The following is a 20074-nucleotide window of genomic DNA, read 5'->3' as shown; positions in this document are numbered from 1 at the left end:
AAATTCGCTAATGGTTCTTATGCGATAGGAATCGCGCCAATATTTAAAAATTGAGATGTTGAATAATAGGTGCTACTTGCACCTATTATTTACGGGGCATAGCCGAGGAGTTCTCAATTTTTAAATATGTTTTAAGCGATTACTATCGTATTAGAACCATCGAATTTCTATATGGAACAAGCAATATATAACATCCCCTACTCTCTATGGTCTAGTTAACCTATATTAGGCAAAGCGTACTTTCGTTAATAACCCAAATTTTTATTATATCACCCATTATAAGAAATAACCAAAAAATAAAGGAATATAATTGCTAAAATATAAACTTTTTAGAATCGTATTGACAAAGATAAAAATGGGTTGTATAGTAATATGTAAGGAAACCGTTTTCCGCAGGAGGCAATTTGATGGTATCGATAAATGATGTAGCAAAAAAAGCAGGAGTAGCAAAATCAACAGTATCTAAGGTTTTAAACAACTATTCATTAGTAAGTGATGAAACTAGATTAAAAGTTGAAAAGGCAGTGGAAGAACTGGGATATGTTCCAAATTCAGTAGCGGTATCCCTGTCTAAAAAAGCATTTAATAGGGTGGGTTTAATTGTTGATATCCGTCATAACAGCCAATTTGTAGATGAAATCAGCATGCAGTATTTAACAGGTGCCTTTGAAAAAGCAAAAGAATATCATATTGAAGTGGTAACTTTCTTCAGTTCCCAGTTTGATGAGATGAATTATAAGCAAGTAACAGCCTATCTAAAATCTCAGAGGATTAATTGCTTAATTATATACAACTTATCCATAGAGAATAAGAATTTATATAAAATAATAGAGAAACAAGAATTTAACTGTGTCTTAGTAGATTCTCCTATTACAAATGACAGGACGTCCTCTGTATCTCTTGATCATTATTCTGCCCAATATGAGGTGGCTAAAAAAACTTTGCAGGAGAATTCCTACATTGACAGAGTATTATATATAGCAGGGGGAGCAGGCGGTTATATTACCAATAGACGTCTGGATGCCATGAAGAAGCTGGAGGAAGAGTTTGGTTTTGAACTTATTGTAAAATACGGTGATTTTAACGAATATAAAGCTAGAGAAATTACTTTAAAACATGGAAAAAAGTCAAATGCAATTGTTTGCGCATCGGATTTAATGGCAATTGGATCAGTGTTTGCTCTTACAGAAATGGATATTTACAGGCCAGTTTGTGGCTTTGATGGAATTCGGTTAATGGGATATACCAAGATAGCCATGAATACAGTGAAACAGAACTTTAACTTAAAATCCAAACAGGCCTTTGATGAATTAAAGAAGCTGCTTGACGGAGAAAAGGGACAGCATACAGAAATACCTTATGAGGTATGTACAATTGATTATATGGATGTTATTCAAAAATAAAGGGTAATGTCAATATAATTTTTTATCCATTCAAGGAAACCGTTTTCCTTGGCTTGTATTAATTTTATGTCATAAATTTTTTAAAACAACTTGATAGAATAACTTGATTTTAACTAGTTCATTTATTATACAACAGGATTGGAGCTACTTATGAAATTTGAAGCGGTTTACCACAGAACCTCAGATAATTATTGTTATCCGTTAAATGAAGAGGATCTTATTATTAATATAAAAACGGGTCATGATATAGAGAGGGTGTTTATATATTATGGTGATCCATTTGAAAATGGGATCTTAGGTGGTAATTGGAGTTGGAATGGTGTGGAAGAAGAGTTAATTTATAAAAAGAACCTGACACATCACATCTGGTGGACAACAACAGTAAAGCCTAAGTTTAAAAGGTGCAAATACTACTTTAAACTAGTGGCTAAAAATACTTCTTATTATTATTTTGAAGATGGATTCTATACAGAAGCGGAAATGAATCATCAGGGAAAAAGCCTGGCTTATTTTACATTTCCATGGATGAATAGCATTGATGTTAATAAAACACCTGACTGGGTGAATGATACCGTATGGTATCAGATCTTTCCAGAACGTTTTAATAACGGAGACAAAGAGAATGATCCGGAGAATGTGAAACCATGGGGATTTCATACTGTGAGCAACGAAGAGTTTTATGGCGGGGATTTACAGGGAATCATAGACCGATTGGATTATTTGGCAGATGTGGGGATAAACGGAATATATCTCACACCTATTTTTGAAGCAAATACCAGTCATAAATACGATACTAAAGACTATATGAAGATTGATCCACATTTTGGTGATGAAGCCGTATTTAAAAACTTGGTGGATGCGGCTCATGAAAAGGGTATTCGTATTATGCTTGACGGTGTATTTAATCATAGTGGTAATCAGTTTGCTCCATGGCAGGATGTTTTAGAGAAGGGACCTGATTCCAAATATTTTAACTGGTTTATGATTAACAAATGGCCTTTTAACAAAGAAGAGCATAATACAAAGGATGGTTCCTTTTATTCCTTTGCATTTACTTCCAGAATGCCAAAGTTAAATACCAATAACCCTGAAGTCATTAAGTATTTGCTGGAGGTTGTAGAATACTGGGTGAAAAACTTTGATATAGATGGACTTAGACTTGACGTAGCCAATGAAGTATCCCACAGATTCTGCAAGGATTTACGAAGATTAACCAAAGAGTTAAAACCGGATTTTTATATATTAGGTGAGATCTGGCACGATGCAATTACCTGGCTGCAGGGGGATGAATTTGATGGAGTTATGAATTATCCGTTAGCCACCTCCATAGCAGATTTTTGGGTATACCCGGAGAAAACCAACTATGATTTTGAATGTGCCATTAATCATAATTTTACCATGTATATGCAGCAGACCAATGATGTTTTATTCAACTTATTGGATTCCCATGATACCAATAGACTGATAGATAAGGTGAAAGATATTCATGTTTTTTACCAACAGTTGGCTTTAATGTTTACAATGCCGGGTAGTCCATGTATTTATTATGGAACAGAACTTGCAATGGAAGGAAGCTATGATCCAGACTGCCGTAGATGTATGCCGTGGGAAGATATAGATGAAGGGCTTTATAGAGATCGGATTGAAATCATAAAAGCGCTGATTCATTTAAGAAAAACAAATAAGGCTTTTAAAAGCAGACATTTTCATTTTATAGAGGATAAGAACAACCCAAGAGTGATTCACTATATAAAAACGGACGAAGATCATAAACAGGTTGAAATCATTTTAAATTGTTCTGAAGATAGTATTGTTCTTCAAAGGAAAGGTAATGAATTATTTAGCCTATTACATGCAGGGACTATTTTACAACCAAAAGGGGTTTTTATTCAGCAGATATAAAGAAAGTGTAGTGAGAAATCGGAAGCAAGCTTGCATTTCTAAAAAAGCGAGATACAACACTGGCAAGCAGGCGTGTATACAATTTCTGAGCAGAGCAGATAGTAATGTACGATTATTATATTCATATTAGATTCATTTTTAGTTACACTGGCAAGTTTGGAGGAAAAAAGATTTATGAGAGAAGCAGGAATATTATTACCTTTATCATCCTTACCATCAAATCATGGAATTGGTGATATGGGCTCATATAGTTTTGAATTGATTGATTTATTAAAAGCAGGCGGTTTTCACATATGGCAGATATTACCCCTTAATCCCCTGGGATATGGTAACTCACCTTACCAGCCATACTCCTCATTTGCAGGTGATGAGATCTATATAAGTCTTGATGAACTATATAAGGATGGTTTATTAACGAAAAGGCCGGCTGGTTTTCAGAAGAATAGTAAAGCTGTTGATTATGAAAAAGTAAGAAATTTTAAAGAAAATTATTTAAAAGAAGCTTTTCTTAATTTTACAGAGGATGGGGATTATAAAGACTTTATAAAACAGGAATGGGTGTATCTTTATGCTGTATTTCTTACACTAAAAAAGAAAAATGATTTAAGGTGTTGGAATGAATGGGATAAAGCAGAGAAGGAATGGATAAAAACAAGAGAGTTTGACGTAGCTGTATATGAAGAAGAAATACGTTATGAAATGTTTGTCCAGTATATCTTCTACAAACAATGGATGAAAGTAAAGATTTACGCCAATCAGAACGGCATTCGAATTATGGGGGATATTCCGTTCTACGTAGGAATTGATTCTTTAGATGTATGGGCAAATCAGGAGTGCTTTTTACTTGGAGCAGACGGAAGACCCACATTTATTGCAGGGGTTCCTCCAGATTATTTTAGTGCCACCGGTCAAAGATGGGGAAATCCAATCTATAACTGGGATTATTTAAAGAAACAAGGTTATCAGTTTTGGTTAGACAGAATTGCATATAGCAGTAAATTGTTTGATATTATCCGCATCGATCATTTCCGTGCTTTTGATACTTACTGGAAAATACCTGCTACCTGTGAAACTGCTGTTGAAGGTGAATGGTTAGAAGCCCCCGGGTATGAAGTGTTTGACTTAATCGGCAAGAAATTACCGGAAGTTGAGATTATCGCAGAAGATTTAGGAGATTTAAGAGAAGAAGTTCATGTGCTTAAAAATCATTATGGATTAAAGGGAATGAAAATTGTTCAATTTACATTTGATCCAAATGAAAATAATAATAATTTTGAAGATGTTGAAAACATGGTTATTTACACAGGAAGTCATGACAATCAAACCATAAGAGGCTGGTATTTATCGCAGGATAAAAAGACGCGGGACGGGATTAGAAAATCTCTAAAGAAGTCCGGTTATGACGATAGAATCATTTCCAAACGATTTGTAAGACTAACGTTAGATAGTATTGCAGAAATGGCAATCCTGCCATTACAGGATTTAATAAATTTAGGGGATGAAGCTAGGATTAACACTCCAGGTACACTTGGCTCACCCAATTGGGAATGGAAGTTAGACAGTTTTAGAAAGTTTAAAAAAGAAATCGATAATTTAAAGGATTTCGTTACCACCAGCAGACGGTAATTGTGGCATAAGGAAGGAGCAATAATGTTAGCAGAGATATTACAAAAAAAATATAATAAAACTCTTAAGGAATGCAGTAACGAAGAAATATATTTTGGCCTATTGGAAATGACAAAAGAAATGGCTGAAAAAAAATATAAGAAAGATACAAATAAAAAGGTTTATTATATTTCAGCAGAATTTTTAATCGGTAAATTATTATCCAATAATCTAATAAATTTAGGAATATATGATGAGATTAGAGAAGAATTAAAACAAAACGGTAAATCCATAACCGAAGTTGAGAATGTGGAACTGGAACCCTCACTTGGAAATGGGGGACTTGGAAGGTTAGCAGCATGTTTTCTGGATTCCATTGCTTCCCTTGGGCTTAATGGGGATGGTATTGGGTTAAACTATCATTTTGGATTATTCCGACAGGTATTTGAAGAAAATCTTCAAAAGGAAACTATGAATCCCTGGATTACAGATGATAGCTGGCTTATAAAAAGAGATAAGTCTTATACAGTAAAATTCAAGGATTTTACAGTTAAATCAAAGCTTTATGATATAGCCGTTACAGGTTATGAGAATCGCACCAATTGGCTGCATTTATTTGATATAGAAACCGTTGATGAATCTATAGTAAAAGAAGGTATCTCCTTTGAAAAAGCAGATATTGAAAAAAACCTTACTTTATTTTTATATCCGGATGACAGTGATGAAAAAGGTGAACTTTTGAGAATTTATCAGCAATATTTTATGGTAAGCAACGCTGCACAGATGATTTTAGAAGAATGTATCCAAAAGGGAAGTAATCTCCATGATTTATATGATTATGCAGTAATTCAGATTAATGACACTCATCCGACTATGGTAATACCAGAATTAATCCGCCTGCTTATGGAGAGGGGCATTGAAATGGATGAGGCAATTGATATTGTTTCTAAGACCTGTGCTTATACGAACCATACTATTTTATCAGAAGCTTTGGAAAAATGGCCTGTTAAATATCTGAAAAAAGTAGTGCCTCACTTACTTCCTATTATCGAAGTGTTAGATGATAAAGTAAGAAGAAAATTTGAGGATCCTACGGTAGCAATTATTGATAAACAGGAAAGAGTGCATATGGCACATATTGATATACATTATGGCTTTAGTGTTAATGGTGTTGCAGCACTTCATACGGATATCTTGAAACAAAACGAGTTAAATAATTTTTATAAGATTTATCCTGAAAAATTCAATAATAAAACCAATGGAATTACATTCCGTCGTTGGTTATTGCATTGTAATTATCCTTTAGCTTCCTTTTTAGCAGAATTAATCGGAGATGGCTTTAAAAAAGATGCTGACCAACTGGAAAAACTGTTAGATTTTAAAGAAGATGCTAATGTTTTAAATACCTTACTTGATATTAAGCATAAAAATAAAGTGGCACTAAAAGAGTATTTGTTTAAGACTCAGGGCATTGAAATTGACGAAAATTCCATCTTTGATATTCAGATTAAACGCTTGCATGAATATAAGAGACAACAAATGAATGCTTTATATATTATTCATAAATATCTTGAAGTTAAGAGTGGCAAAATACCTACAACACCAATTACATTTATATTCGGAGCAAAAGCAGCCCCTGCTTATACCATTGCGAAAGACATTATCCATTTGATCTTATGTCTTCAGGAATTGATCAATAATGATGCAGAGGTAAATCCGTATCTTAAAGTAGTTATGGTAGAAAATTATAACGTAACATTAGCTGAAAAATTAATTCCTGCATGTGATATATCAGAACAGATTTCATTAGCTTCTAAGGAAGCCAGTGGTACCGGCAATATGAAATTTATGCTTAACGGTGCTATTACACTGGGCACTATGGATGGAGCAAACGTAGAGATTGCAGAATTAGTTGGTGAAGATAATATTTACATCTTTGGTGAGTCCAGTGAAGAAGTAATTGCACATTATGAAAACAGGGATTATGTTTCTAAAGATTACTACAATAAGGATAAAGAAATCCATCAAATGGTTGATTTTATTGTAAGCGATACCTTAATGAAAATCGGTAAAAAAGAGAATTTAGAACGCCTGTACAATGAGTTAATCAATAAAGACTGGTTTATGACTCTGTTAGATATTAAAGAGTACATGCAGAAAAAAGAAGAGATAATAGCAGATTATGAAGACAGAGAAAAATGGTCAAAAATGATGTTAGAGAACATCAGCAAAGCAGGCTTCTTCTCTTCTGACAGAACTATTTTAGAGTACAATCAGGATATATGGAAGGTATAAGCAGTCTTATTTAATGAAGTAAAATGTAAAAACATTTATGTCTAAAACCTGTTATAAAGAATGTACTATATGTGAAACAGGTTTTGTAAGGAACATATTTGTTTTGAGCATTTTATGATATAAGTTTTGGTGACTAATGTCATTCTCAAATAATAAAAAATTTAAAGGAGAGGTAAATTTATGAAAAAGAAACTTTTTGGTCTAATTATGGTTACCACATTAGTAGCATCTTTAGTTGGTTGTGGTAAAAAAACAGAAACCCCATCAACAGATAACAACAAAACAGAAGGAACAGAGACTCCTGGTGAAGCGAAAGAACCTACAAAAGCAGAGGATGTTACTTTAAAGGTTTGGGCACCTGAAAACCAAATCAAGGATGGAACAATGGATTCCATGACAAAATCCTTCCAGGCATTACATCCGGAATGGAATATTACATTTACTGTTGAAACACAGGGTGAAGATACAGCAAAAGATGAAATCTTAAAAGATGTTGGAGCAGCAGGGGATGTATTCTTCTTTGCTAACGATCAGGTAAACGAACTTGTAAATGCAGGTGCAATTGCAAGACTTGGCGGTTCTGCAGAAGAAATGGTTAAATCAACTATGGCAGAATCCGTTGTTAATACAGTAAAAGTAGATGATGCTATTTATGCAATTCCTTTTACACATAATACATTCTTTATGTACTATGATAAATCACTTTTAAATGAAAATGATATTAAATCAGTTGAAAGCATTATGGCAAAAGAAACTCCTGACAATGTATATAATTTCTATTTTGAATCAGCAGGTGGCTGGAAATTAGGTGCTTGGTATTATGGTGCCGGTTTAACAATCTATGGGGAAAGCCAGACTGATTTTGCAGCAGGTGCAAACTGGAACAATGAAACAGGTGTTTCTGTAACAAATTACTTAATAGATTTAATTAGTAATAAGAAAACAGCTTATGATGGTGAGATTTCCTTATCTGAATTAGCAGCAGATCATAGAATTGGTGCTTGGTTTGATGGTTCATGGAACTATAATTTATACAAAGAAGCTTTAGGGGATGATTTAGGTTTAGCAGTAATTCCTACATTTAACCCAGACGGAAATGATTATCAGTTAAAAGGTTTCTACGGTACAAAAGCAATCGGTGTTAACTCTCATGCAGCTAATCCTGCTGTAGCAGTAGCTTTTGCAGCATATCTTGGAAGTGAAGAAATGCAGTTACAGCGTTTTGAAGAAACCGGTCAGGTTCCAACAAACCTTAAAGCTGAGGGATCAGAAGCAGTTCAGGCAGACGAAGTGGCCAGAGTTATCGTAGAAGAAGCTAATACTGCATCTATACTGCAGCCTACATCTGCAGAATTCAGTTCAAGATACTGGGCAAATGCAGGTGGTATTGCTACTGAAATCAGAAGTGGTGAATTAAATAAAAATAATGTACAACAAAAATTAGATACTTTTGTTTCTACATTAAAGGTAGAATAAAACAGTATAGGATTATATAGAATAGAATGAAATTTACAATAATGATTTAACCTCATCAGGGAAATTGACTTAATTGTTCCACATAGTGGCAATGAGGTTATAAGCAAGTGGCGTAAGCGGATAAACTCGCCTGTAGGCAAGTGGAATATCTGCGCTGACTGCCTCGAAGGAATATATTGTAAATGGGAGGCTGCAAATAGTTTGCAGCTCCCACCTTCTATCTTAAGAAAAGGAGTTGGATTATGGCTGGCAAAAAGAAAAAGAGTTCTAAAATGAATACTTCAATACGGGATGTAGGATTTGGAACTGCTTTTATGCAAGGAAATGGAATTACTAAACTGTCTGCAGTAATATTTGGTTTAGGCAATCTTCTTCATAAACAGATTATCCGCGGAATAATTATGCTGTCCGTGGAAATTTCTTATATTTATTACATGATAAGTTTTGGTTTAGATTCAATTAAAAACTTTATAACATTAGGAACTAAAGTACAGGAGGAGGTTTTTAATGAAGCGAAGCAGATTTACGAGTATGTAACAGGAGATAATTCCATGTTGTGCCTGCTATATGGTGTTATCACCATATTTCTAACTCTTGGCTTTATTTTGTTTTTAAGAACTTCTGTAAAGAATGCATATGACAATCAGAAAAGAGTAGAACAGGGAAAACCTATTCCCACATTTAAAGATGATTTAAGCTCTTTATTAGAGCAAAATCTTCACAAGACTTTATTATTTACCCCAATTATAGGGATATTATTCTTTACTATAATTCCACTGGTATTTATGGCTTTAATTGCATTTACAAGTTATGATAGAAATCATCAGCCACCGGGTAATTTATTTGACTGGGTAGGTCTAGATAATTTTATAGCCATGTTTACAAAAGGAAGTAAATTATCCAGTACATTTTGGCCAGTTCTTAGCTGGACGTTTATTTGGGCAATTTTTGCGACATTTTCCTGCTACATTTTAGGAATGTTATTAGCTATGTTGATTAATCGTAAAGGTACAAGATTTAAAGTGTTCTGGAGATTTCTCTTTGTATTATCCATTGCGGTGCCTCAATTTGTATCCTTACTTACTATGAGAACAATTTTTAATGCCAATGGGCCTGTTAATGTTATGCTCCGTAATATTGGAGTAATCGGTGCGACTCAGTCCATACCATTTTTTACAGATCCCACATTGGCTAAGATAACAATTATCTGTATTAATATTTGGATTGGTGTACCATTTACTATGTTAACCACCACAGGCATTTTACAAAACATACCAAAAGAATTGTATGAAGCAGCAAAAGTAGATGGTGCGAATGCTTTTGTTACTTATTTTAAAATTACGTTACCTTACATGTTATTTGTTACTACACCAACTTTGATTACCTCTTTTGCTGGTAATATTAATAACTTTAACGTTATATTCTTATTGTCAGGCGGCGGTCCTGAAGCAATTGATTACTATTACGCTGGAAAAACAGATTTGTTAGTTACCTGGTTATATAAACTAACACTTACAAATAAAGACTACAACCTTGGTGCCGTTATCAGTATTTTGGTATTTATAATAATGGCTACATTAACATTATTAACCTATCGTCATACAGGTTCTTATAAAGATGAGGAGGCATTCCAATAATGAAGAGACAAAAAACTAAAACTTCTATGAGAGTGAGACAATTTATCACGAACTCCATTGTCCATGTATTTTTAGCTGTTCTTGGATTTATATGGGTTTTACCTATCTTCTTTGTAATATTAACTTCATTACGTGCAGAAGGCGGCCAATATAAAAGTTATATTTTCCCCAGAGCTTATACACTGGATAATTACAAAAAACTTTTTGACGCGGCAAGCAGTTTAACATTTGGAAGATGGTTTATCAATACTCTAATTGTAGCGATCTTTACCTGCATATTTTCTGCATTCTTTGTATTATGTGTTTCTTATGTTATGTCAAGATTAAGATTTAAGATGCGTAAGAAGTTTTTAAATATTGCTATGATTTTAGGAATGTTCCCTGGATTTATGTCCATGTATGCGATTTACTTTATATTAAAAGGATTTGGTATGCTGGAAGCGGGACCTCTTAAATTAGTAGCACTGGTCATGGTATATTCAGGTGGTGCAGGGTTAGGTTTCCTGGTTGCAAAAGGCTTTTTTGATACCATACCCAAAACCATTGATGAAGCTGCATATATTGATGGAGCAACGAAATGGGATGTATTCCGTAAAATTACAATACCTTTATCAAAGCCAATTATTGTTATAACTATTTTAAATTCCTTTATGGCACCTTGGGTAGATTACATTTTTGCAAAAGTTATCCTTGGTCAGGACAGACAATACTATACCATTGCCATTGGCTTATGGACCATGTTAGAGAAAGAGTTTGTTGAATATTATTATACCCAGTTCTTTGCAGGCTGTGTATTGATATCTATTCCAATTGCAATTCTTTTCTTAATAATACAAAGATTCTATGTAGAAGGTGTATCAGGTGCGGTGAAGGGTTAAATCTGATTGGCTTGCAGCAATTAGCAGAGTAGAGGGGGGTTTTAAATGCATAAAAGAATTAAAGCACTATTCACAGCAATTATCCTTATGGCTTTTACAATAATGGGATCGTACCAGCCGGCTTACCTTGTAAAGGCAGCACAGGAGTTGACAATTAATGTCCATTATCACCGATCCAGCGAAGACTATGAGGGCTGGAATATCTGGTCCTGGCTTGAGGGCAAAGAGGGTGCTGCCTACGAATTTACAGGAGAAGATGAGTTTGGTAAGGTAGCAGCCTATACCCTGGCTGTTGAAGATGACACTACTCAGGTTGGATTTATTGTACGTCATTCTACCAGTACTAATGAGTGGGATATGAAAGATGTGGAGGGTGACAGATTTATAGATATTAAAAAAGCAGAGAATGGCATAATTGACATTTATGTTGTTCAGGACGAGACAGAATTTGGCTATACCCAGGAGGATATGAGTTTGGCACCCAAAATTAAAGCAGCAGCAATTGAAAATTCTACTACAATTAACTTTAAAGTATCCACTGCTTTTGACAGTACAGCAGCGGATATTAAATCAAAAATAACAGTAAAAGATGCTGATGGCAAGACCTATGCCATTGATAAGATTTCATCAGAAAAAGGAAAAGAAGCAGTAGAGGTAAGGGTTACCATGTCTACTGAGCTGGATTTGTTAAAAAATTACACACTGGTATTTGAGGGGTATGGTGAAATGTCTATTTCTAATACCAAGGTATTCTCAACTGCTGAATTTGAAGAAGCCTTCACTTATGAAGGAGATGACCTTGGAGCAATCTGGTCTAAAGACAAGACGGCATTTCGTCTTTGGGCTCCAACTGCCTCAGATGTAGTACTTAATTTATACTCTGAGGGGTCAGGAGATAATAATATTGAAAATATAGCAATGACCAAAGACGTAAAAGGGACTTGGGTTACTGAGAAACCAGGAGATTTAGATGGCGTTTATTATACCTATTCCGTTACGGTAGATGGTGTGACGAAAGAAGCAGTAGATCCTTATGCCAGAGCAGCAGGCGTAAATGGAAAGCGGGGAATGGTTATTGACTTAGACTCTACCAATCCAGATGGATTCTTAGAGGATGAGAAACCAGCATTGGCCAGTCCCACGGATTCTATTATTTACGAATTGCATATCAGAGATTTTTCCATCGATAAAAGTTCAGGGATGAAGAACAAGGGAAAATATTTAGCATTCACAGAAATGGGTACTAAATCCTCCACTGGGGAAAAAACAGGTATGGATTACCTGGTTGACCTAGGTATTACCCATGTACATTTGCTTCCTTCTTTTGATTATGCCAGTGTGGATGAAGCAAAACCGGAAGATAATCAATTCAACTGGGGATACGACCCAGAGAACTATAATGTACCAGAAGGTTCCTATTCTACAAATCCGGAGCATGGTGAAGTAAGGATTAATGAATATAAACAGATGGTTCAATCCTTACATAAAAATGAAATGCGTGTAATTATGGATGTGGTTTATAATCATACCTCATCTAGTGCCGATTCTAACTTAAATAAGGTGGTTCCGAATTATTACTATAGAATGAATGAAGACGGTACCTTTTCAAATGCTTCTGCTTGTGGCAATGAAACTGCTTCCGAGCGTGCCATGGTGCGTAAATACATTGTTGACTCGGTAGTATATTGGGCGAAGGAATATCATGTTGATGGTTTTCGCTTTGATTTAATGGGTATTCATGATATTGAAACTATGAACGAAGTTAGAAAAGCCTTGAATGAAGTGGATCCTGCCATAGTGATATACGGAGAAGGCTGGACCGGAGGTGATTCACCTTTACCTGATGAAGAGAAGGCATTAAAAGCCAATGCATTTTCTCTTGATGCTTATATCGGAGCCTTTAGTGATGATCTCAGGGATGGTATTAAAGGTAGTGTATTTGAGGATACAGAACAGGGATTTGTGAATGGTAAAGCAGGAATGGAAGAGACAATTAAATTTGGTGTAGTGGCATCTACGGAAAACAGCCAGATTGATTATAATTTAGTTAACTATTCTGATACCTGGTGGGCAAAAGAACCAACCCAGACAATTAATTATGCATCTGCTCATGATAATAATACCCTTTGGGATAAACTAGCCATATCCAATGAAACGGATTCAGAGGAAGACCGGGTTAAAATGAATCTTTTATCCGGTGCTATAGTACTGACCTCCCAAGGTATTCCATTCTTCCAGGCAGGTGAAGAGTTCTTAAGAAGTAAACCTTCCGATGATGGTACTTCCTTTGTTGATAACAGTTACAACTCACCGGATTCTGTAAATAGTTTAAAATGGGATACGTTAACTAAGAATAAAGAAGTATTTAACTATTATAAGGGTCTCATTGCATTTCGAAAAGCCCATAGTGCTCTTCGAATGACAAAAACAGCAGATATTCAGGATAATCTCCAATTTCTAGAAGGCCTGGAGCCTAATGTAGTTGGTTATACTATAGATAATTCCCCCAATGGCGAAACAGCAAAGTCATTATGTGTTATCTATAATGCAAATAAAGAAACTTCCACTATTACAATACCTGAGGGAGATTGGAATGTTTATGTAAAAGGCCAGCAGGCAGGAACAGAAGTTCTTGAGACCGTAAAGGGAGGAACTATTACGGTAGAGCCTATATCCACAATGGTATTGGTACAGGAGGATAAGAAAGCAGATGCTCCGGGGGATACCTCTGATAATGACCAGACACAGGAAGCAAATACTTCTACGTCTAAAGCTGGACAAAACAATAAAGTGATTATGTTTGTAACAATCGGACTGACTGTAGCAGCGGTAATAGCGGCAGCATTCCTGTTGATGAGAAAAAAGAAAACAAAATAAGTAGAAAGAAGTACTGTAAAGCTCTCATTTCAGTACTTCTTTTTATAAAAAATTTGCATTAATTCGCAGGCATTAGTAGTATGGAGGTTTGGTATGAGGAAGAGAATTTTATTAATAGGCTGTCTTATCATTGTCCTGTTGGCAGCAAATGGGTGTAAAAAGGCTGAAATAAATAATTCCTCTGACTTAAGTCAGGAAGAAAGCCAAAAGGAAAAGGAAGAGAAGGGTAAAATCACACCGGAAGGGGAAATGTCTCAGTATGAAACTGAGGCGGCGGTTGCCCCTTATGATTACGTACAGGATTTAAATATAATCGATGATAACTACCGTAATTTTTATGAAATATTCGTTTACTCTTTTTATGACAGCAACGGTGACGGCATTGGAGACATTAACGGTGTTATATCCAAATTAGACTATATTAATGATGGTAATGATGCAACGGACTCAGATCTGGGCTTTAACGGGATTTGGTTAATGCCGGTTATGCCTTCCACCACATATCACAAATATGATGTAACGGACTATTACGATATTGATCCTCAGTATGGAACATTAGAGGATTTTAAAAATTTGGTTTCAGAGTGTCATAAACGGGGCATTCATTTGATTATTGACTTTGTATTCAATCACACTTCGTCAAAACATCCCTGGTTTATAGAAGCTGTCTCTTATCTGGAAAGTTTAAAAGAGGGAGAGGAACCGGATTTAGAAAAGTGCCCTTATGTGGGATACTATCATTTTACGAAAGATTACAATGGCAGTAAGACATATTATAAGGCAGGAACCTCAGATTGGTATTATGAGGGTGTTTTTTGGGACCAGATGCCGGATTTGGTACTGGAAAATGAAAATGTCAGAAAAGAAATTGAGGATATCGCTAAATTCTGGATTGACCTTGGTGTGGATGGATTCCGCCTGGATGCAGCAAAAGAGTATTATTCCGGTGAAAAAGAAAGAAATATTGAAGTCCTTAAGTGGTTTACGGACTATGTAAAAAGTGTGAAAGAGGATGCCTATATTGTTGCGGAAGTCTGGGAGGAAGAGGCGGCTATAGCAGCTTATTATGAAAGCGGAATTCCAAGTTTATTTAACTTCCCTCTTTCCCAGCATAATGGATTAATTACAAACACCGCCAGAAAGTTAGGTGCTTCCTCCGGTAAAAGCTTTGCTAAAACTTTGCTTAGTTTATATGAGAAGTATAGTGGGGGTAATCCAGCATTTATTGATGCCCCTTTTATTAGTAACCATGATACCACAAGAATATCTGCTCAATGTGTCAATGATGAAGAGCAAATGAAAATGTCGGCAGGTATGTTATTAACTATGAATGGCAGCCCGTATGTCTATTATGGTGAAGAGATTGGTATGAATAGTATGGGTACCAAAGATGAGAATAAACGACTGCCTATGCAGTGGTCAGTTACAGATACCCAGGGAATTACTACTCCACCAGACAATGCAGATCCGGTAGAACAGAAGTTTCCACCGGTAGACGAGCAAATAAAAGATCCGTTGTCACTTTATAACTACTATAAGAGGGCAGTGAGAATACGTAATGAGAACCCGGAGATTGCAAGAGGAGATATAAGCGTAATTAAAGAATTATGCACTAAGGATATCAGTGCAATTAAAAAGCTGTATGAAGGCAGTGAAATTGTGATTCTTTATAACATTAATTCAGAACCAGTCAACATTTCATTAAAAGATGCAGGGATTACAGATTTCAATATCAGAGGATACTTATCAGTGAATGGGAATGCAGTTACAATGTCAGATGGTGTGGTATCAATGCCTAAGTATTCAATCGTTATATTGAAATAAAAGTACAAGAAAAAATTCAGTGTTGCTGCAAAAGGCAGGAACAATACGGGAGGAAGTGCCCCATCAGCATGTTTGAAAGGTTGAATGAAAATAAATTATAGGATAAATGCCACGATATGATTCATTCAACCAAAATCTTAGTGGCAGTATCAAATCTGTAGCAGATATGATAGACAATAGGTGTAAAAGATGAGATTTCTATATGGAAAAAATGATTGGAAGACATTAGATAGAGGACAGGAAAATTGCTATCTGATAACAAATGGATTAGGCGGTTATTCCTCTTTAACAATGATTGGTTCTAACAGCCGTAATGATCATGCATTGCTGATGGCTTGTACGGTAGCACCCAATCACAGGTTTCATTTAATTACAAGAATGGATGAAGTAGTTGAATTGGATAAAGAGAGATTTGTTTTGTCCAGTCAGGAATATGTAAATCATGCTAAAAACCAATTGGGATATAGATATTTAAATCAATTTATGTTTGAACATTATCCCGTTTGGATGTATCAGGTAGAAGGAATTGAGATTAAGAAGACTGTCTTAATGGCTTATGGCGAGAATACAATTGGTATACGCTATGTGATTCATAATGACATGAACCGGGAAGTTAAATTAACAATCACACCACAGCTTCAATTTATTCCTAAAGGTGATACTTTAAGTCCAAATCAAATATTTGAACATAAAGAAAATGCTGTAATCAGTAATGGAATTAAGTTAAATTATCAAACCAATGGCAAAGTTACCACTTCTAATACAGAATATACAAAAGATTTATATTATGGCTACGATGCAAGAGACGGACGGGAAGCAATCGGTGTGACTGCGTCCAATCATAATATTTCCGCAACCATAACTGCTTATGAGGAAAAAGTATTAGATATTATATATAGTATAGATTCTATTACTTCTACCATAGAGCAGATGATGGAAAATGAAACGAATAGACTGACAAGCCTTGTAAAGCAGTCCGAAATAAAAAACGAAATAGGAAAACAATTAGTAAAAAGTGCGGATCAATTTTTGGTTAACAGAGACTCCACCAAAGGAAAAACCCTTATGGCGGGATACCCATTCTTTGCTGATTGGGGAAGAGATACTATGATATCCATGGTAGGCTGCTGTATTTCTACAAAACGGTATGAGGAAGCCAAAAGTATATTCCGTACTTTTATGCAGTATTGTAAAAAAGGCTTAATGCCGAATATGTTTCCGGAAGGCGGCAATGATCCTTTGTATAACACAGTAGATGCCTCACTTCTTTTTATAGGTGCTGTATATGAGTATTATTTGGAAAGTAATGATCTGGCCTTTGTGCAGGAAGCATATGCCATTATGGAAGATATTATAAAATGGTACAAGCAAGGCACGGATTATCATATTAAAATGGATACAGACGGTTTAATTTTGGCAGGAAGCGGCTTGGAACAGGTGACCTGGATGGATGTGCGGTTTGAAGATATTTTACCGACTCCAAGGCATGGAAAACCTGTTGAAATCAATGCCTATTGGTATAATGACTTAAAAATTATGGGCCTGTTTGCCAGATTATTGGGCAGAGAAGACAGTCAGTATGAAGAACTTGCAGAGTTAGTAAAGGCCAGCTTTTCCGATAAATTCTGGAATGAATCAGAGCAATGTTTAAGGGATTTAGTATCGGGAGAAGAAGGGGACAACCAAATCCGTTGTAACCAAATATGGGCAGTATCCCAGCCTTTTTCCCTATTGGATAGAGAAAAGGAGAGGATGGTTGTCAGTAAGGTATATGAAACCTTATATACGCCGTATGGACTTCGCAGCTTAAGTAAAAATGACAAGGACTTTAAAGCCATTTATGGAGGTTCACACTTTAACCGTGATATGGCATATCATCAGGGAACGGTATGGGCATTTCCTTTAGGTGCTTATTATTTGGCTTATCTTAAAGTAAATGATGAAAGGCCGGAAGCTGTAAAGAGGGTAAAAGAACAACTGGAAGCTTTAGAACCTTGTATGAGGGAAGGCTGTATCGGACAGATTGCAGAAATATATGACGGAGAAAATCCGACGATTTCTCAGGGGTGCTTTGCACAAGCCTGGAGTGTAAGCGAGTTATTAAGAGTTTTTGCTAAAGTTGAGAAGCTTAAAACAGAAATTTAGCCTGTGTTATCCTTAACACAAGGGTTTGGCCTGCCAAAGTTAAGCACACAGTATCGTAGTGAGTGTAAATCCCATTGGGTATAGATCCCGTTGGGTTAGATTCCGTTGGAATCAGGCAAAGTTCGTATAAGTTGCATAGGTTGTAGATAAAAGCAAAGAAAAGAGAGACGAGAGGTGGATAACATGGTAAAAAAATGGTGGCACAATTCAGTTGTATATCAGATATATCCAAGAAGTTTTAATGACAGCAATGGGGATGGAATAGGTGATCTGCAAGGCATTATAGAAAAATTAGATTATCTTAAGAATCTAGGAATTGATGTGATTTGGTTAAGTCCTGTTTTTAAGTCTCCAAATGATGATAACGGCTATGATATCAGCGATTATGAGGATATCATGGATGAATTTGGTACTTTAGAAGATATGGAACTTCTTTTGAAGGAAGCAAATGAAAGAGATATAAAAATTCTTATGGACTTGGTTGCCAACCATACTTCAGATGAGCATAAATGGTTTATTGAGTCAAGGAAATCAAAAGATAATCCGTACAGAGACTATTATATATGGAGAGATCCGGCTGATGGTCATGAACCCAATGATTTAGGCTCTACTTTCTCCGGCAGTGCATGGGAATGGGATGAAGGAACGGGACAATACTATTTGCATTTATTTAGTAAAAGGCAGCCAGATTTAAATTGGGAGAACACTAAAGTTAGAGAAGAAATTTGGAAGTGTATGAATTTCTGGATTGACAAAGGCATCGGCGGCTTTCGAATGGATGTTATTGAGCTTCTTGGTAAAGTTCCGGATGAAAAAATTACCGGTAACGGTCCAATGCTCCATGAATATATTCGGGAAATGAACAAGAATACCTTTGGTGATAAGGATTTATTAACAGTAGGTGAATGTTGGGGTGCAACTCCTGAAATAGCAAAGATGTACTCTAATCCCGACGGCAGTGAATTAAGTATGGTATTTCAATTCGAGCATATTGGACTGGATCAGATTCCGGGAAAAGAGAAATGGGATTTGCAGCCTCTTAACTTAATTTCCCTGAAACAGGTTTTCAATAAATGGCAGACCTGTTTTAATGAGGACGGATGGAATAGTTTGTTCTGGAACAACCATGATGTACCTAGAATTGTATCAAGATGGGGAAATGACAGAGAATACAGGATAGAAAGTGCTAAAATGCTGGCAACGCTTCTGCATGGGCTTAAGGGAACCCCTTATATCTATCAGGGTGAGGAATTGGGCATGACCAATATTAAGTTTAAAGATATCAATCAATATAAAGATATTGAAACTCTTAATATGTATAAGGACCGGTTAAAAAAAGGATATACCCGTGAGGAAATCATGGAATCCATATATGCCAAGGGCAGAGATAATGCCAGAACTCCCATGCAATGGAGTGATGAGATAAATGGTGGATTTACAACCGGTACACCCTGGATAGAGGTAAACCCAAACTTTACTGAGATAAATGCAGAAGAACAGGTAAATAATCCGGACTCTATATATAATTATTATAAGAAATTAATAGAAATAAGAAAGAATAATGAAGTAATTGTATATGGGGATTTTGAAATGTTGCTTCCTGAGGATAAAAATATATTTGCATATGTTAGAACATTAAAAGATACACAAATAGTAGTAGTTTGCAATTTTAATGCAGATGAAGTGGAATATAACCTGTCTAAGGAATACGAAGATAAGAAAGAGGTTCTGATATCTAATTACGGTTCCAGTTTACCGGGCAGATTAAGACCTTATGAAGGGATTATGTATAGGATAGTTTAAAAGACGAAAGACATAATCGTTAACAGGTATAAGATTCCAAAAGGCGAAAATCTCAATTAATATGAGATTCTTCGCCTTTTCGTATTGAATGATAATATTGTAAGGTCCTCTTCTTATTAAGCTCTCTTAATGAAAGGATTTATATATCAGAAACGCAATGTTCATGATCTTGGTACCGGGATTAAAATCCGCAAGGAAACTTGCAATTTTTTACTCCGTATTTGTTTTA

Annotated in this window: 11 protein-coding genes; all 11 read left to right on the top strand. The window is 35.5% G+C overall.

Features of this window, described 5'->3' with window-relative positions:
* Window positions 1–407: 407 nt before the first annotated feature.
* The 11 genes from RT261_RS16090 to RT261_RS16040 all read left to right on the top strand — a co-directional run bounded on the left by RT261_RS16090 (window position 408) and on the right by RT261_RS16040 (window position 19845).
* Window positions 408–1403: a LacI family DNA-binding transcriptional regulator gene (locus RT261_RS16090; protein WP_313133997.1), complete on the top strand. Its 996-nt coding sequence runs from the start codon at window positions 408–410 to the stop codon at window positions 1401–1403.
* A 150-nt stretch (window positions 1404–1553) separates the two neighbouring features.
* Complete coding sequence (locus tag RT261_RS16085) at window positions 1554–3305, top strand: glycoside hydrolase family 13 protein (RefSeq protein ID WP_313133995.1); 1752 nt, start codon at window positions 1554–1556, stop codon at window positions 3303–3305.
* A gap of 174 nt (window positions 3306–3479) precedes the next feature.
* Window positions 3480–4931, top strand: coding sequence for a 4-alpha-glucanotransferase (gene malQ / locus RT261_RS16080; protein WP_313133993.1), 1452 nt, complete (start codon window positions 3480–3482; stop codon window positions 4929–4931).
* A gap of 24 nt (window positions 4932–4955) precedes the next feature.
* Entirely contained in the window at window positions 4956–7205 is a 2250-nt protein-coding gene (locus RT261_RS16075; protein WP_313133992.1) for a glycogen/starch/alpha-glucan phosphorylase, read from the top strand.
* Between the two features lie 180 nt (window positions 7206–7385).
* Window positions 7386–8681: an extracellular solute-binding protein gene (locus RT261_RS16070; RefSeq protein ID WP_313133990.1), complete on the top strand. Its 1296-nt coding sequence runs from the start codon at window positions 7386–7388 to the stop codon at window positions 8679–8681.
* Between the two features lie 242 nt (window positions 8682–8923).
* The gene (locus RT261_RS16065) at window positions 8924–10318 is read left to right on the top strand and encodes a carbohydrate ABC transporter permease (protein ID WP_313133988.1); all 1395 of its coding nucleotides are present in this window, start codon (window positions 8924–8926) and stop codon (window positions 10316–10318) included.
* Window positions 10318–11196: a sugar ABC transporter permease gene (locus tag RT261_RS16060; RefSeq protein ID WP_313133986.1), complete on the top strand. Its 879-nt coding sequence runs from the start codon at window positions 10318–10320 to the stop codon at window positions 11194–11196. Before RT261_RS16065 ends, RT261_RS16060 begins: the two co-directional genes overlap by 1 nt.
* A gap of 45 nt (window positions 11197–11241) precedes the next feature.
* The gene (gene pulA / locus RT261_RS16055; protein WP_313133985.1) at window positions 11242–14073 is read left to right on the top strand and encodes a type I pullulanase; all 2832 of its coding nucleotides are present in this window, start codon (window positions 11242–11244) and stop codon (window positions 14071–14073) included.
* A gap of 93 nt (window positions 14074–14166) precedes the next feature.
* The gene (locus tag RT261_RS16050; RefSeq protein ID WP_313133984.1) at window positions 14167–15897 is read left to right on the top strand and encodes an alpha-amylase family glycosyl hydrolase; all 1731 of its coding nucleotides are present in this window, start codon (window positions 14167–14169) and stop codon (window positions 15895–15897) included.
* A gap of 189 nt (window positions 15898–16086) precedes the next feature.
* On the top strand, window positions 16087–18042 hold the full coding sequence (locus tag RT261_RS16045; RefSeq protein WP_313133982.1) for an amylo-alpha-1,6-glucosidase: 1956 nt from the start codon (window positions 16087–16089) through the stop codon (window positions 18040–18042).
* Between the two features lie 183 nt (window positions 18043–18225).
* On the top strand, window positions 18226–19845 hold the full coding sequence (locus RT261_RS16040) for a glycoside hydrolase family 13 protein (RefSeq protein ID WP_313133980.1): 1620 nt from the start codon (window positions 18226–18228) through the stop codon (window positions 19843–19845).
* Window positions 19846–20074 lie beyond the last annotated feature (229 nt).

The sequence above is a fragment of the Anaerocolumna sp. genome (assembly GCF_032079385.1).
GTDB lineage: Bacteria > Bacillota > Clostridia > Lachnospirales > Lachnospiraceae > Anaerocolumna.
Note: the sequence above shows the minus strand (reverse complement) of the source record. Positions and strands in the feature narration are given on the sequence as shown.

What these genes read in the sequence shown, in the direction of transcription:
- RT261_RS16090 (WP_313133997.1), top strand. Translation starts at nt 408, where the DNA reads ATGGTATCGATAAATGATGTAGCAAAAAAAGCAGGAGTAGCAAAATCA.
- RT261_RS16085 (WP_313133995.1), top strand. Translation starts at nt 1,554, where the DNA reads ATGAAATTTGAAGCGGTTTACCACAGAACCTCAGATAATTATTGTTAT.
- malQ (WP_313133993.1), top strand. Translation starts at nt 3,480, where the DNA reads ATGAGAGAAGCAGGAATATTATTACCTTTATCATCCTTACCATCAAAT.
- RT261_RS16075 (WP_313133992.1), top strand. Translation starts at nt 4,956, where the DNA reads ATGTTAGCAGAGATATTACAAAAAAAATATAATAAAACTCTTAAGGAA.
- RT261_RS16070 (WP_313133990.1), top strand. Translation starts at nt 7,386, where the DNA reads ATGAAAAAGAAACTTTTTGGTCTAATTATGGTTACCACATTAGTAGCA.
- RT261_RS16065 (WP_313133988.1), top strand. Translation starts at nt 8,924, where the DNA reads ATGGCTGGCAAAAAGAAAAAGAGTTCTAAAATGAATACTTCAATACGG.
- RT261_RS16060 (WP_313133986.1), top strand. Translation starts at nt 10,318, where the DNA reads ATGAAGAGACAAAAAACTAAAACTTCTATGAGAGTGAGACAATTTATC.
- pulA (WP_313133985.1), top strand. Translation starts at nt 11,242, where the DNA reads ATGCATAAAAGAATTAAAGCACTATTCACAGCAATTATCCTTATGGCT.
- RT261_RS16050 (WP_313133984.1), top strand. Translation starts at nt 14,167, where the DNA reads ATGAGGAAGAGAATTTTATTAATAGGCTGTCTTATCATTGTCCTGTTG.
- RT261_RS16045 (WP_313133982.1), top strand. Translation starts at nt 16,087, where the DNA reads ATGAGATTTCTATATGGAAAAAATGATTGGAAGACATTAGATAGAGGA.
- RT261_RS16040 (WP_313133980.1), top strand. Translation starts at nt 18,226, where the DNA reads ATGGTAAAAAAATGGTGGCACAATTCAGTTGTATATCAGATATATCCA.